Consider the following 13605-nt stretch of genomic DNA (forward strand, 5'->3'; position numbering starts at 1 on the left):
ATTTCCAGCAGAAGTGTTTAGCGGTTTTGCGTCTGGAAACGCGTAAGAACAATGAGAGTGAGCGGAACAACCGATATGTCAGAGCGTGAATTCACCCTGATCGAGAACGAGTGGATCCGATTGAAGGACGGCACGCGGCTTGCCGCCCGCATCTGGATGCCGGATGGCGCCGACGCTGAGCCGGTGCCGGCCGTGCTCGAATACCTGCCCTACCGCAAGCGCGGCGGCACGAGTCTCCGCGATGAATCGACCTATCCGGTCTTTGCCGCCGCCGGCATTGCCGGCGTGCGCGTCGACATTCGCGGCTCGGGCGAATCCGATGGCGTCATCGATGGCGAATATACGCCGCGCGAGCTTTCCGACGGCTGCGAGATCATCGAATGGATCGCCGCCCAGCCGTGGTCGAATGGCAAGGTCGGGATGATGGGCATCTCCTGGGGCGGCTTCAACTGCCTGCAGGTGGCAGCCCTCAAGCCGCCGGCGCTGAAGGCGGTGATCTCGATCGCCTCGACCGTCGACCGCTACAACGACGACATCCATTACAAGAATGGGTGCCATCTCTCCGCCCAGCTTTCCTGGGCGGCGACCATGCTTGCCTATCAATCGCGCGCGCCCGACCCTGCGATCGTCGGCGACCGCTGGAAGGAGATGTGGCTGGAGCGCCTGGAGAACGAACCCTACTTCATGGAGGAATGGCTCGAGCATCAGCGCCGCGACGCCTTCTGGCAGCACGGCTCGATCTCGGAGGATTTCGGCGGCTTCGACACTCCCGCGCTCGTCATCGCCGGTTGGGCCGACGGTTATCGCAACACGCCGCTGAAAGCCGTCGAGGGCCTCGGCGCAAAGGCCAAGGCGCTGATCGGCCCCTGGGTGCACAAATATCCGCATTTCGCCTGGCCAAAGCCCCGCGCCGATTTTCACGGCGAGGCGATCCGCTGGTGGAACCGTTGGCTGCGCGACGAAAAGAACGGCGCCGAAGGCGGACCGCAGGTGCGCGCCTATATCCTCGACGGCCCGCGCCCGGCCGTCCGGCGCGACAACGACCCTGGCCGCTGGGTCGCCAAGGACGTCTGGCAAAAGCCGGAGATGCAGGTTCTCGGCATCACGCTCGACGGCAGGCTTTCCACCGACGCCAAAGATATGGGCACCGGCGAGGTCTATCTGAAATCACCGCTCGATACCGGCACGGCTTCCGGCGAATATTTCACCCTGAAACCCGATGCCGAAATGGCCGGTGACCAGCGCATCGACGATGCCGGAGCGCTGACCTTCGAAACGCGGCCGCTGCTGGAGGCTGAAGACTATCTCGGCCAGCCAAGCCTCTCGGTCGATGTCACCTGCCCGGCCGACACGGCCAACCTTGTCGCCCGCATCGTCGACGTGCACCCGGATGGTACCGCCACCCGCATCGCCTTCGGCGTGCTCAATCTGGCGCATCGCGACGGCAATGCCGAACCGCGGGCAATGGAAAAGGGTCGCCGCACGCGGATCACACTGGTGCTCGACGCCTGCGGCTATCGCGTGCGCGCCGGCCACCGCATCCGGCTGTCGCTGTCGACGTCCTACTGGCCGATGATTTTGCCGCCGCCTGATGATCCCGGCCTCACCATCGACACAGCGAGCCTGACGCTTGCCCTTCCGCTGCTCGGCCAGCACAACGAGGTCGTCGTGCCGGAGCCGGAAAATCCGGATCCGCTGCCGAAATACATCGAGCGGACGGCCGGCAGCACCAGCCGCACCGTCGAACGCGACATGACCAACGGCGTCACCCACTATCGCATCTACGAGGATGGGGGCTTGAGCGAGCATCCGGATACCGGGCTCGCGACGCAGGACATCCGCGACGAGACCTGGTCCATCGCTCCCGACAATCCGCATTCGATGATCGGCACCTCGACCTGGACCTGCATTTCCAAACGCGAGGGCTGGTCGGTGCGCACGGTCTCGACCTCGGTTCTCACCTGCGATGCCGACGACTGGATCACCGAAGCCAAGATCGTCGCCTATGAAAACGACGCGCCCATCTTCGAGAAGAGCTTTGCCAAGCGGGTCGCACGCGACCTGATGTAACACCGTCTTGGCTCCAAAAGCGTATGACTGCACCAATCGGTGAACATTTTACTGATAGTTACAGTCGTGCGCCATTTCTTCAATTGCCACCAACCTGCCGTCCATATCGGCCGCGGCCTCGTTGCCGGCATGGGTGGCCTCGTGGCCATCGCCGCCGTCGGCGCGCTCACCAATATCGTCGGCGAACCGCTTCTGATGGCGCCGTTTGGCGCCAGCTGCGTGCTGATCTTCTCGGTCGACGGCAGCCCGCTCTCCCAGCCCGCCAATGTCGTCGGTGGACATTTCTTCGCGACGCTGGTCGGCCTCGTCATGCGCGCAGTCTTCCCCAATGAGTGGTGGGCGGTCGGCCTTGCGGTCGGTGCTGCGATCGCGCTGATGGCAGCGCTGCGCATCACCCATCCGCCGGCGGGCGCCACTCCGCTCGTGGTCTTTGCCAGCGACCCCGGCCTCGACTTCCTGCTTTTCCCCGTTCTGACCGGCTCATTGGTGCTGGTTGCGGTTGGAACGCTGTTTCATCGTTTTGGCAAGGTCGAGTATCCGCTGCCGAGGAAACCCGCATGAGCCGCGTCGTCGCCGAGCGCCAGGACGTCATCGCCACGCTCGCGGAGGTCTTTCGCGAACACGGCTATGATGGCGCGAGCCTCAACCTGATCACCGAGAAGACCGGGCTCGGCAAGGGCAGCCTCTATCACTTCTTCCCTGGTGGGAAGGAGGAGATGGCCGAGGCGGTGCTTGGCGACATCGCCCTATGGTTCCAGACCAACATATTCGACCTGCTGCGCAACAGCGAAAGGCCGGCGGCTGCGATCGACGACATGTTTGCCTCCGTCGACAGCTACTTTCGCCGGGGACGCCGCCTCTGCCTGATGGGCGTCATTGCCCGCCAGCGGCGCCCATGATCGCTTCTCCGTCGAGCTCACCCGATACTTTGCCGATTGGCGGACTGCCCTCGCCGAGGCGCTCGGCCGCCAGGGTATCGCCGAGAACGAGCGGCAGGCGCTGGCCGAAGAAGTGATCGGCGGCATCCAGGGGGCACTCATTCTTGCCCGCAGCCTTGGTGACGCCGAAGCTTTCGGCCGCGTGCCCCTCCGCCTTAAGGGCCGATGCACCCTGTCGCATAACTGACAAAAATCAGATCTCAGGCCTCGGCCGCCTTGACAATTCCCCGCGCGCCCAGTTATTAACCATCAAGTTAAATAACTTTCAGGTTAAAGAACGGCCGCGCCAAGCGACAGCGCTGGCTGCGGGAGGAATTGTTATGGCAATGACCAGTGAAAACGCATCGCGCGAACACAGACTGAGCCTCGAAATCACCAGGATCTTCGATGCGCCGCGCAGCCTGGTGTTTAGGGTATGGTCAACGCCCGAGCATGCCTTGCGCTGGTGGGGACCGCGCGATTTCAGCCCGCACTCGCTGACGATGGATTTCCGCCCCGGCGGCGCCTGGCGCGCCTGCATCCGTTCGCCGGAAGGGCGCGACTATTGGATGGGCGGCGTCTATCGCGAGGTGATCGAGCCGGAGAAACTCATCTTCACCTTCGCCTGGGACGAAGAAGGCAAGCCGGGTGCCGACACGCTGATCACCGTTTCATTCGTCGATGTCGGCGGCAAGACCCGTCTGACCTTCCACCAGACCCCCTTCGACAGCGTCGACGAGCGCGACTCGCACCAGGAAGGCTGGGGCGAGTGCCTCGAAAGACTGGAGGAGTATCTTTCCGATGTCTGAGACAATGACCACCGCGGACAACACACCGGGCCCGAAGGCCACGCGGCGGGAGTGGATCGGCCTTGCCGTCCTCGCCTTGCCCTGCATGCTCTATTCGATGGACCTGACGGTCCTGAATCTCGCGGTGCCGCAACTGACCGAGCAGCTGAAGCCATCGGCCTCGCAGCTCCTGTGGATCGTCGATATCTACGGTTTCATGGTGGCGGGCTCTCTGATCACCATGGGCACGCTTGGCGACCGCATCGGCCGGCGCCGGCTCTTGATGATCGGCTCCATCGCCTTCGGCATCGCCTCGGTGCTGGCCGCCTTCGCCTGGAGCGCCGAAACGCTGATCCTCGCACGTGCTGTCCTCGGCGTCGCAGCAGCAACCTTGGCGCCCTCGACGCTGTCGCTGATCCGCAACATGTTCCTCGATGACAAGCAGCGCACGCTGGCGATCGGCATCTGGATCGCCAGCTTCTCCGCCGGCGGCGCCATCGGCCCTGTCGTCGGCGGGCTGATGCTGTCTCAGTTCTGGTGGGGTTCGGTGTTCCTGCTCGCGGTGCCTGTGATGATCCTGCTTCTGATCCTCGGTCCCATGCTGCTGCCGGAGTTCCGCGATCCGAATGCCGGCCGGCTCGATTTCATCAGTGCCGGACAGTCGCTGGTTGCCGTGCTGTCGGTAATCTATGGCATGAAGCGCATCGCCGAGGACGGTCTCGACGTCACCGCCGTGTTCTTCATCCTGCTCGGGCTGATCGTCGCCATCCTGTTTGCCCGGCGCCAGAGCCGGCTTGCCGATCCGTTGATCGACCTCGCCTTGTTCAGGACCCCGGCTTTCAGCGCCGCCCTCGGCGTTAATATTCTCGGCCTGTTCGTCGGCTTTGGCGCCTTCCTGTTCGTGGCGCAGTATCTGCAGCTCGTGCTCGGCCTGTCGCCCTTCGTCGCCGGTCTCTGGTCGGTGCCGACAGGGGTCGCCATGGTGCTCGGTTCGATCCTGGTTCCGTCGCTTGCCGCCCGCTATGCCGCCTCGAACCTGATTGCTGCCGGCTTCGTGCTGACCGCCATCGGCTTTGCGATCTGCACCCAGGTCGAAACGACGAGCAGTCCGCTGCTCGTCACGACGGGCCTCGTCGTTCTCTGCCTCGGCTTTGCGCCAGTGGGCACGCTGACGACGGACCTGATCGTCGGCTCCGCCCCGCCGGAGCGCGCCGGCGCTGCATCGGCGATCTCGGAGACGAGCTTCGAGTTCGGCGGTGCGCTCGGGATCGCCGTGCTCGGCAGCATGCTGACATCAGCCTATCGCACCCGCATGGACGCCGTGATCGTCACCGGCCTTCCGACTGAGACCGTGGAGGCCGCACGCCAGACGCTTGGCGGCGCCGTCGCCATCGCCGAGCAACTTCCGGGCGAGCAATCCGAACGGCTGCTCAATGCCGCCCGCGACGTGTTCACCAATTCGTTTGCCTTCACCGCATCGATCTGCGTGGCCCTGTCGCTGCTGACGGCACTGCTCGCCTTCCTGCTCTTGCGCAAGGCAACCGGTGACGGCGCCGACAGCGATCCGGCAATTGCCGACGAGGCGGAGGCCTCGGTCAAAGCCGGATAATAACCGGCGTCCGCACAACGGACGCCAACACATAAATCGCATCAACGTTCAACTCGCCAGCGTCGTTTCCCCGGTCGAAAGACCAGGGACAGCCGACGACTGTCCAAAGACAGGAGCCCGTCCGATGAAAAAGCGCTATCGCGGCAGCTGCCACTGCGGCACCGTTGAGTTCGAATGCCAGCTCGACCTTGCCGAAGGCATCCGCCGCTGCAATTGCAGTTTTTGCGCCAAGACGCGCATGCAGAAATCCTTCGCGCTGCGCGACGAGTTTGCCATCACCAGGGGCAAGGAGGCGTTGACGAGCTATCGGGCGGAGCCTTCGAACTGGCGGGAGGGCGACGTCGATCACTACTTCTGCAGCCGCTGCGGCATCCGGCCGTTTTCGCGCGGCTATCTCGAGGATTTCCTCGGCCATTTCTACGCCGTCAACGTCGCCTGCGTTGACGGCGTCAGCGACGAGGAACTCGGCACGGCACCGATCATCTACGAGAACGGTCGTCACGACGACTACGAAAACCCGCCGCGCGACATCCGCTTCATGTGATCGCCGAGGCGATCAGGCCGGGCTCAATGCCAGCAGCGCCTCGAGCGCACGCTCGGCATCGGCCTCCGGCACGAAGATGTGGTCATGATAATAGGCGGCCACGACGTTGGCACTGATGCCCTCCCGCGTCAGCGCCGTCGCCACCGCCGCCGTCAGCCCGACCGCCTCAAGCGCCGAATGCACATTGAGCGTGATGCGGCGAAGCAGCGGACCATAGGAAAGGCCGGCCGCATCGGCAGCATGACGCTCCAGGATCAGCGTCAGCCCCTCGTCCTCGCGATAGGTGGCAAGCGGCTCCACCGGCATGTAACGCTGCGCCTCGTCATGGGGCACGGTGCAATAGACATAGGTCTGCGGAAACAGAACCGGCGCCATCGTCGCCAGCAGCTTCGTCAAATCCGTTTCGCCAGCCATCACCCCTCCTCTAACCTTCCACAGTCCCCGCTATGCGGGATCAAGTCGCCAATGCAGTGGTAGCGGATCGTCACATTGCCGTGAAGCACGCTCTTGCGATTTGCATTCGGCCGGGTCCGCGAAAAACATGGGTTCACACGGCCGCCGCCCGAACGCGGCAGAGGAAGCAACCATGTCTTCGACACGCAACATTCTGCCGTTCGCTCCGGCTATCAACCACCATCTCTGGCTGATGGCTCCGGCACTTGCCATCTGCGCCGCCCTTTCGATTGCGCCCTCAGCCCGCGCCGCCGAACCGGCCGTATCCATTCCCCCGCCGTCGCTGGATGAGAAAGCGGCCAGCGGTCCGGAAACGGCGGTATTTGCCGGCGGTTGTTTCTGGGGCGTCCAGGGCGTCTTCCAGCATGTGAAGGGCGTGACCAACGCTGTCTCGGGCTATGCCGGCGGCAGCCGCGACACGGCGTCCTATGAGGCGGTCAGCAATGGCGACACCGGCCACGCGGAATCGGTGGAAGTGACCTACGATCCGAGCCAGGTCAGCTACGGCAAGCTGTTGCAGATCTTCTTCTCCGTCGGCCACAACCCGACGCAGCTGAACTATCAGGGGCCGGATCACGGCACGCAGTATCGTTCGGCTCTGTTCGTTGCCACGCCGGAGCAGAAGAAGATCGCCGAGGCCTACGTCGCCGAGCTCGGAAAATCAGGCGTCTTTCCGACCGAGATCGTCACCGAGATCGCGCCGCTGAAGGGCTTCTATGTCGCGGAGGGCTACCATCAGGATTTCCTGACGCGCAACCCGACCTATCCCTACATCGTCTACAACGACATGCCGAAGATCGAGAGCCTGCGCAAACTGTTCCCGCAGAGCTTCCGCCCCAATCCGGTGCTGGTGTTCAAGGCGAAGAGCTAGCGCGTTTCCGCCCGCAATTGCGCTCCGGTGAAAACTGGAGCGTTCAGCCGGTTCCGACAAGCACCGCAATACCTTCGGCCAAGCGCCGAAAGCCTTCGCGCGCACCCTCACTCATGTGCCGTGCCCGCAGCCAGGCGTGGATCATCTGCGGCTCTTCGCGAAAGGTGACGTTGACGCCGGCCGTCGCAAGCCGCGCGGCATAGAGGCGCGCGTCATCGCGCAAGGGGTCGAAATAGGCACCAGCGATATAGGTCGGCGGTAAGCCGGAAAGATCCTTCTCCGCCAGCGGCACCGCAAACGGGTCGTCGGCCGGCGCCTGCAAAATCTTTCGGTAGTAGCTGGTATCGGCAGTCGTCAGTCCCGGCGCATCGGACATTTCGAGATAGGAACCGGAAGCCAGGTCACCGCCGAGGCCAGGATAGATCAGCGCCTGCCCGACGATACCAGACACCCCGTCCGCCCGGGCCTTCAACACGATGCCTGCGGTCAGGTTCCCGCCGGCACTGTCGCCGACGACCACCACCGGTCGGCCATCGGCCACCAGGAAATTCAAGACCGCGTAGCAATCCTCGAAGGCGGCTGGCCAGACGTGGTCGGGCGCCAGCCGATAATCAACCGACACCAGTTCTGCCCTTGCGAAATCGGCAAGCTCGGCGCAGATGGCGTCATGGCTGTCGAGCGAGCCGACGACCCAACCGCCGCCGTGAATGTAGTAGATTCGGGTGTCGGTCGAAACGCTCGCCGGCCGATAGCGCCGGATCGGGATCCGGCCGTCGACAAGCTCGTCCTCGCGCGTCAGCCCCGCCGGCGACGGCGCGTCGAACTCTGCGCAGAGCGCATCGTACCATTTGCGCTGCTGTTCGATCGACGCATCGACCGCATCGGCGGGATAGAATTCTTCGCAGCGCCGGTGAAAGGCGAGGATGCCCTCCTCCGTCGGCATCGGTTTCGATACAGCCTGAGCCAAAGTCCGCCTCCCTGATCTCTCCGGCGGAAGTCTAGCAGCAGGCCGCCGGTCTTCTATCCGGAAACCGACATAACCGGACAAATCCCGCCGCAGTTGCGTTGTCGGGGACGATCTCTTGGCAGCGCTTGCAAGCGCGCCTCCACAACGATTAACTGCACGGATGGCCTTCACCTTCAGACAGTTGCAGTATTTCGTCGCCGTCGCCGAGCAAGGCTCGATCACGCGGGCGGCGCAGAACCTCTCGATCTCGCAATCCTCGATCACCGAGGCGATCAAGGAGCTTGAAGGGGACCTCGGCGTCGAGCTGTTCGACCGGCATCCGCGCGGTCTTTCGATCACCCACAACGGCCATCAGTTCCTGCGGCATGCGACCAAGATCCTCTCCGATGTCTCCGACGCCCGGCGCAGTTTTTCCGACAGCCGCGAGGAAACCGGCGGCAAGCTCAATCTCGGCGTCACCTCGCTGGTTGCCGGTTACGTCCTCTCCGACCTGCTCGCTCGCTATCGCCGCGCCTGTCCCGGCGTCGATGTCAGTGCCATCGAGGACAACGGCTCATATCTCGAACACCTGCTGATCGGCGGCGAACTCGACGTTGCCGTCATGGTCATTTCCAACCTGCGCGACCGCATGGCGCTGCAGGCTGAGATTCTCGAAACCTCGCCCTATCGCCTCTGGCTGCCGATCGGCCATCCGCTTGTCAGCGCCGACATCATCTCGATCAGCGATATCGCCAAGGAGCCGCTGATCATGCTGACGGTGGATGAAATCGAGGAGAACACCGGCAAGCTGCTGTCGGCGCTCGGCGCCCGCCCGCATGTCGCCTTCCGCACCCGCTCGGTCGAAGCGGTGCGCAGCCTGGTGGCGACTGGCGCCGGCATCGCGCTCCTGCCCGATCTCGTCTACCGCCCCTGGTCGCTTGAAGGCGACCGCATCGAGAGCCGCGACGTCTCCGGCGCCCTGCCCGTCGTCCAGGTCGGCATGGTCTGGCGCAAGGGCTCCAGCCTGCCGCAATCGGCCCGCGATTTCGTCGGCATAGCCGAAGCGCTTCGCAGCGCCCGGCCGCGCTAAAAATCCCGGTGCGATCCAGAACCACGAGTAAAATCATGTAGCTACTCGGCATTTGCCGGGCACGTTGGAGCCTTGACACGGCCCTGATATCGGTAAAACCGATAGCGGCATTCTGATTAATGAATTTGCGAATGCGGAGAAATCAAGGCACGTTTCAATCTGGGAACGAAGCCGTAAAATGCGGCTCAAAATTGGGAGAATTCAGATGAAGCAGATCCTGAAATCCTGCACCGCGCTGACGTTGTCGCTCGGCCTCGTGGCGCCCGCCTTGGCGCAGGAGCCGCTGAAGGAACTGGGCAAGGGCGAAGGCGAACTGTCGATCGTCGCCTGGGCTGGCTACATCGAGCGCGGCGAGACCGACAAGAACTACGACTGGGTCACCGATTTCGAAAAGCAGACCGGCTGCAAGGTCAGCGTCAAGACGGCCGCGACCTCCGACGAAATGGTGGCGCTGATGAACGAAGGCGGCTTCGACCTCGTCACCGCCTCGGGCGACGCCTCGATGCGGCTCGTCGCCGGCAAGCGCGTCCAGCCGATCAACACCGATCTCATCCCCAGCTGGAAGACGATCGACGAGCGCATGCAGAACGCGCCCTGGCACACGGTCAACGGCGTTCACTACGGCACTCCCTATGTCTGGGGTCCGAACGTGCTGATGTACAACAAGGATGCCTTCAAGGGCGAAGCGCCGAAGAGCTGGAACGTCGTCTTCGAGGAAATGAACCTGCCCGACGGCAAGTCCAACAAGGGCCGTGTCCAGGCCTATGACGGCCCGATCCATGTCGCCGACGCCGCCAACTACCTGATCAAGCACAAGCCCGAGCTCGGCATCAAGGATCCCTACGAACTCAACGAAGACCAGTACAAGGCAGCGCTCGATCTGCTGCGCACCCAGCGCACGCTCGTCGGCCGCTACTGGCACGATGCGATGATCCAGATCGACGACTTCAAGAACGAAGGCGTCGTCGCCTCCGGCTCCTGGCCGTTCCAGGTCAACCTGATGGAAGCCGAAAAGCTGCCGATCGCCTCAACCATCCCGGAAGAAGGGGTCACCGGATGGGCTGACACCACCATGCTGCACGCCGAAAGCGCCCATCCGAACTGCGCCTATATGTGGATGGAGCATTCGCTGTCGCCAAAGGTCCAGGGCGACGTCTCTGCCTGGTTCGGCGCCAACCCGTCCGTCGGCGCAGCCTGCAAGGGCAATGACCTTCTGACCGACGCCGGCTGCAAGACCAACGGCTACGAGGACTTCGACAAGGTCAAGTTCTGGAAGACGCCGGTGACGAAATGCGCAAGCCAGGGCGAATGTGTGCCTTACCACCGCTGGGTCTCCGACTACATCGGCGTTATCGGCGGTCGCTGAGCCGCCACGACCATATCGCAAGCATCGCCCCTCACCCTGACCCTCTCCCCGCACGCGGGGAGAGGGAACGCCCCCGGCAAACCCGCCGGGTGAGCTTTGGGCGAGACGCCAACCGCACGTTCCCTTCTCCCCCCGAGCGGGGAGAAGGTTGCGGCAGCGGGATGAGGGGCTGGAATCCTGGAGCAATTTGATGTCCACCGCCGTTCTTTTCGACAATGTTTCCCGCCACTTCGGCGCCGTACGCGCGGTCGATGGTGTGGACCTCGAAGTCGCCGAGGGCGAGTTCTTCGCCATGCTCGGCCCCTCGGGCTCGGGCAAGACCACCTGCCTGAGGCTGATGGCCGGCTTTGAACAGCCGACAGGCGGTCATATCGAAATCTTCGGCGAAACCGCGGAGGGCGTGCCGCCCTATCGCCGCAGCGTCAACACCGTGTTCCAGGACTATGCGCTGTTCCCGCATCTCTCGATCCTCGACAACGTTGCCTACGGGCTGATGGTCAAGGGCGTCGGCCGCGAGGAGCGCCGCAAGGCGGCGGCAGATGCGCTCGCCATGGTCAAGCTGCCGGACTATGGCAGCCGCCGCCCCGGCCAGCTCTCGGGTGGCCAGCGTCAGCGCGTGGCGCTCGCCCGCGCGCTGGTGAACAAGCCCAAGGTGCTTTTGCTCGACGAGCCGCTCGGCGCGCTCGACCTGAAGCTGCGCGAGCAGATGCAGGAGGAACTGAAGACCCTGCAAAAATCGCTCGGCATCACCTTCGTCTTCGTCACCCACGATCAGGGCGAAGCGCTGTCGATGGCCGACCGCATCGCCGTCTTCAACGACGGCCGCATCCAGCAGCTCGGCAGCCCAGAAGAAGTCTACAAGCAGCCGAAGACACGCTTCGTCGCCGATTTCGTCGGCTCGTCAAACGTCTTGCCGGCAAAGCTGTGCCAGAGGCTGGGCGTCAGATCCTCCTATGCCAGCCTTCGCCCCGAGGCGATCGCGCTGTCGGCCCCGCGCGAAGGCGCGCTCAGCCTCAACGGCACCGTGTCGGCCCATAGTTTCCTCGGCGCGGTCAACCGCGTCGTCGTCGACGTCGAAGGCGCGCGCATCGCGGTTGCAAGCCCCGCCTCGCTCGCCGTCCCGCAAATCGGCAGCCCCGTCACTATCAGCTTTGCCGCCGACGAACTGCACCCGATGGAGGACGCATGACCGCCGTCGCTGAAAATCTCGCAGTCCCGGATCGCCGCGGCCCGACCGGCCGGCTCTCGGACTTCTTCTGGAAGCACCCGCATGTGCTGCTTGTCGTCATGCTGGCGCCGCCGCTCTTATGGCTCGGCGTCGTCTATGTCGGCTCGCTCTTTGCTCTCCTGCTGCAGAGCTTCTTCTCGATCGACGACTTCTCCGGCCTGATCAATTACGAGTTCACCTTCGCCACCTACCGCCAGCTGCTGAGCGAAACCAATCTCGACATCATCCTGCGCACCGTATCAATGGCGGCAATCGTGACGCTCGCCTCGGCGCTCATCGCCTTCCCGATCGCCTATTACGCGGCGCGCTACGCGCAGGGAAAATGGAAGGTGCTGTTCTATCTCGGCGTCATGCTGCCGCTCTGGTCGAGCTACCTGGTCAAGATCTATGCCTGGAAGCTGATCCTGGCCAAGGAAGGCATCGTCACCTGGTTCCTCGCGAAGCTGCATCTTCTGTGGGTGCTCGATGCCTGGCTCTCGCTTCCCGTCGTCGGGGGCAACTCGCTCTCGGTCAGCTACACCGGCACCTTCATCGTCTTCGTCTATGTCTGGATGCCGTTCATGATCCTGCCGATCCAGGCAGCGCTGGAGCGCGTGCCGACCAACCTGATCGAGGCCTCCTCCGATCTCGGCGGCACGCCGGCCCAGACCTTTCGCCACGTGCTCTTCCCGCTGGCGCTGCCGGGCATCGTCGCCGGCTCGATCTTCACCTTCTCGCTGACGCTCGGCGATTACATCATTCCGCAGATCATCGGCTCCTCCCGGCTGTTCATCGGTCAGGCGGTCTATGCCCAGCAGGGCACTGCCGGCAACATTCCGCTTGCCGCCGCCTTTACCGTGGTGCCGATCGTCATCATGGGCGCCTATCTCTGGATGGCCAAACGCATGGGGGCCTTCGATGCGCTCTGACCGCCTCAACCGCTCGCCCCTCGGACTGAAGATCGCAGCTGCCGCCGGCCTCGCCTTCATGCATGTGCCAATCCTGCTGATCTTCCTCTATGCCTTCACCACGGAGGAAAAGAGCTACCAGTTCCCGCCGCCGGGGCTGACGACACAATGGTTTGCGGTTGCCTGGAACCGGCCGGATGTCTGGGCGGCGCTGACGCTCTCGGTCAAGGTCGCCTCGATCGCGACCGCGGTCGCCCTGGTGCTCGGCACGCTCTGTGCCGCCGCCGTCAGCCAGACCCGCTTCTTCGGCCGCGAGACGATCTCGCTGCTGGTCATCCTGCCGATCGCGCTGCCCGGCATCATCACCGGCATCGCGCTGCGCTCGGCCTTTTCCATGGCGGAGATGCCATTCTCCTTCTGGACGATCGTGCTCGGTCACGCGACCTTCTGCATCGTCGTCGTCTACAACAATGCGGTGGCCCGTTTCCGCCGCATATCGGGCTCGCTGATCGAAGCCTCGATGGACCTGGGTGCCGACGGCTTCCAGACCTTCCGCCACATCATCCTGCCGAACATCGGCACCGCACTTCTTGCCGGCGGCATGCTCGCCTTCGCGCTGTCCTTCGACGAGGTGATCGTCACCACCTTCACCGCCGGCCAGCAGTCGACGCTGCCGATCTGGATGCTCGAAGAACTCATCCGCCCGCGCCAGCGACCGGTGACCAACGTGGTCGCCATGATCGTGGTGCTGGTCACTTTCCTGCCGATCCTCGGCGCCTACTACCTGACCCGCGACGGCGACCAGATCGCCGGTGCCGGCAAGTGAACTCGACTTT

Annotated in this window: 13 protein-coding genes and 1 pseudogene; 12 read left to right on the forward strand and 2 right to left on the reverse strand. The window is 63.7% G+C overall.

Going from position 1 to position 13605, the window contains the following annotated elements; translation table 11 throughout:
- Nucleotides 1-75 precede the first annotated feature (75 nt).
- The 6 genes and pseudogenes from J3R84_RS11620 to J3R84_RS11645 all read left to right on the forward strand — a co-directional run bounded on the left by J3R84_RS11620 (nt 76) and on the right by J3R84_RS11645 (nt 5928).
- Complete coding sequence (locus tag J3R84_RS11620; RefSeq protein ID WP_057211091.1) at nt 76-2070, forward strand: CocE/NonD family hydrolase; 1995 nt, start codon at nt 76-78, stop codon at nt 2068-2070.
- Nucleotides 2071-2109: 39 nt separating this feature from the next.
- Nucleotides 2110-2631 carry an HPP family protein gene (locus J3R84_RS11625; protein ID WP_239637557.1) on the forward strand — a complete coding sequence of 174 codons (522 nt, stop codon included), beginning with the start codon at nt 2110-2112 and terminating at the stop codon, nt 2629-2631.
- Nucleotides 2628-3195 (forward strand): annotated as a pseudogene (locus tag J3R84_RS11630) (TetR/AcrR family transcriptional regulator). The gene J3R84_RS11625 and the pseudogene J3R84_RS11630 overlap by 4 nt, the downstream one beginning before the upstream one ends.
- A 133-nt stretch (nt 3196-3328) precedes the next feature.
- Entirely contained in the window at nt 3329-3796 is a 468-nt protein-coding gene (locus tag J3R84_RS11635) for an SRPBCC domain-containing protein (RefSeq protein ID WP_371412246.1), read from the forward strand.
- Nucleotides 3789-5384 (forward strand): MFS transporter, encoded by a 1596-nt coding sequence (locus J3R84_RS11640; RefSeq protein WP_225906329.1) that lies wholly within the window; start codon nt 3789-3791, stop codon nt 5382-5384. Before J3R84_RS11635 ends, J3R84_RS11640 begins: the two co-directional genes overlap by 8 nt.
- 124 nt (nt 5385-5508) lie before the next feature.
- The gene (locus J3R84_RS11645) at nt 5509-5928 is read left to right on the forward strand and encodes a GFA family protein (protein ID WP_025427825.1); all 420 of its coding nucleotides are present in this window, start codon (nt 5509-5511) and stop codon (nt 5926-5928) included.
- Between the two features lie 12 nt (nt 5929-5940).
- On the opposite strand, the gene J3R84_RS11650 is transcribed toward J3R84_RS11645, so the two are convergent.
- Nucleotides 5941-6342 carry an ACT domain-containing protein gene (locus J3R84_RS11650; protein ID WP_025427826.1) on the reverse strand — a complete coding sequence of 134 codons (402 nt, stop codon included), beginning with the start codon at nt 6340-6342 and terminating at the stop codon, nt 5941-5943.
- A gap of 232 nt (nt 6343-6574) precedes the next feature.
- Between J3R84_RS11650 and msrA the strand changes: the two genes are divergently transcribed.
- Nucleotides 6575-7252, forward strand: a complete 678-nt coding sequence (gene msrA / locus J3R84_RS11655) for a peptide-methionine (S)-S-oxide reductase MsrA (protein WP_038577286.1) — start codon at nt 6575-6577, stop codon at nt 7250-7252.
- 43 nt (nt 7253-7295) lie between these two features.
- Here msrA and J3R84_RS11660 read toward each other — a convergent pair whose 3' ends face one another.
- Complete coding sequence (locus J3R84_RS11660; RefSeq protein WP_373688527.1) at nt 7296-8219, reverse strand: alpha/beta hydrolase; 924 nt, start codon at nt 8217-8219, stop codon at nt 7296-7298.
- Nucleotides 8220-8379: 160 nt separating this feature from the next.
- On the opposite strand from J3R84_RS11660, the gene J3R84_RS11665 reads away from it, so the two are divergent.
- The 5 genes from J3R84_RS11665 to J3R84_RS11685 all read left to right on the forward strand — a co-directional run bounded on the left by J3R84_RS11665 (nt 8380) and on the right by J3R84_RS11685 (nt 13595).
- Complete coding sequence (locus J3R84_RS11665) at nt 8380-9288, forward strand: LysR family transcriptional regulator (RefSeq protein ID WP_025427829.1); 909 nt, start codon at nt 8380-8382, stop codon at nt 9286-9288.
- Between the two features lie 205 nt (nt 9289-9493).
- A complete protein-coding gene (locus J3R84_RS11670) occupies nt 9494-10654 on the forward strand; it encodes an ABC transporter substrate-binding protein (protein WP_025427830.1) in 1161 nt (386 codons plus the stop codon).
- A 190-nt stretch (nt 10655-10844) separates the two neighbouring features.
- Nucleotides 10845-11843, forward strand: coding sequence for an ABC transporter ATP-binding protein (locus tag J3R84_RS11675; RefSeq protein WP_025427831.1), 999 nt, complete (start codon nt 10845-10847; stop codon nt 11841-11843).
- Nucleotides 11840-12790, forward strand: a complete 951-nt coding sequence (locus J3R84_RS11680; protein WP_025427832.1) for an ABC transporter permease — start codon at nt 11840-11842, stop codon at nt 12788-12790. The genes J3R84_RS11675 and J3R84_RS11680 overlap by 4 nt, the downstream gene beginning before the upstream one ends.
- Nucleotides 12780-13595: an ABC transporter permease gene (locus tag J3R84_RS11685; RefSeq protein ID WP_025427833.1), complete on the forward strand. Its 816-nt coding sequence runs from the start codon at nt 12780-12782 to the stop codon at nt 13593-13595. The genes J3R84_RS11680 and J3R84_RS11685 overlap by 11 nt, the downstream gene beginning before the upstream one ends.
- Nucleotides 13596-13605: the final 10 nt, after the last annotated feature.

This window comes from Ensifer canadensis, assembly GCF_017488845.2.
Lineage (GTDB): Bacteria > Pseudomonadota > Alphaproteobacteria > Rhizobiales > Rhizobiaceae > Ensifer > Ensifer canadensis.

Bases quoted from the DNA above. Each gene is read 5' to 3' on its own strand.
- J3R84_RS11685 (WP_025427833.1), top strand. From the start codon at position 12,780: ATGCGCTCTGACCGCCTCAACCGCTCGCCCCTCGGACTGAAGATCGCA.
- J3R84_RS11650 (WP_025427826.1), bottom strand. From the start codon at position 6,342: ATGGCTGGCGAAACGGATTTGACGAAGCTGCTGGCGACGATGGCGCCG.
- J3R84_RS11620 (WP_057211091.1), top strand. From the start codon at position 76: ATGTCAGAGCGTGAATTCACCCTGATCGAGAACGAGTGGATCCGATTG.
- J3R84_RS11640 (WP_225906329.1), top strand. From the start codon at position 3,789: ATGTCTGAGACAATGACCACCGCGGACAACACACCGGGCCCGAAGGCC.
- J3R84_RS11665 (WP_025427829.1), top strand. From the start codon at position 8,380: ATGGCCTTCACCTTCAGACAGTTGCAGTATTTCGTCGCCGTCGCCGAG.
- J3R84_RS11670 (WP_025427830.1), top strand. From the start codon at position 9,494: ATGAAGCAGATCCTGAAATCCTGCACCGCGCTGACGTTGTCGCTCGGC.
- J3R84_RS11645 (WP_025427825.1), top strand. From the start codon at position 5,509: ATGAAAAAGCGCTATCGCGGCAGCTGCCACTGCGGCACCGTTGAGTTC.
- J3R84_RS11635 (WP_371412246.1), top strand. From the start codon at position 3,329: ATGGCAATGACCAGTGAAAACGCATCGCGCGAACACAGACTGAGCCTC.
- J3R84_RS11680 (WP_025427832.1), top strand. From the start codon at position 11,840: ATGACCGCCGTCGCTGAAAATCTCGCAGTCCCGGATCGCCGCGGCCCG.
- J3R84_RS11675 (WP_025427831.1), top strand. From the start codon at position 10,845: ATGTCCACCGCCGTTCTTTTCGACAATGTTTCCCGCCACTTCGGCGCC.
- msrA (WP_038577286.1), top strand. From the start codon at position 6,575: ATGGCTCCGGCACTTGCCATCTGCGCCGCCCTTTCGATTGCGCCCTCA.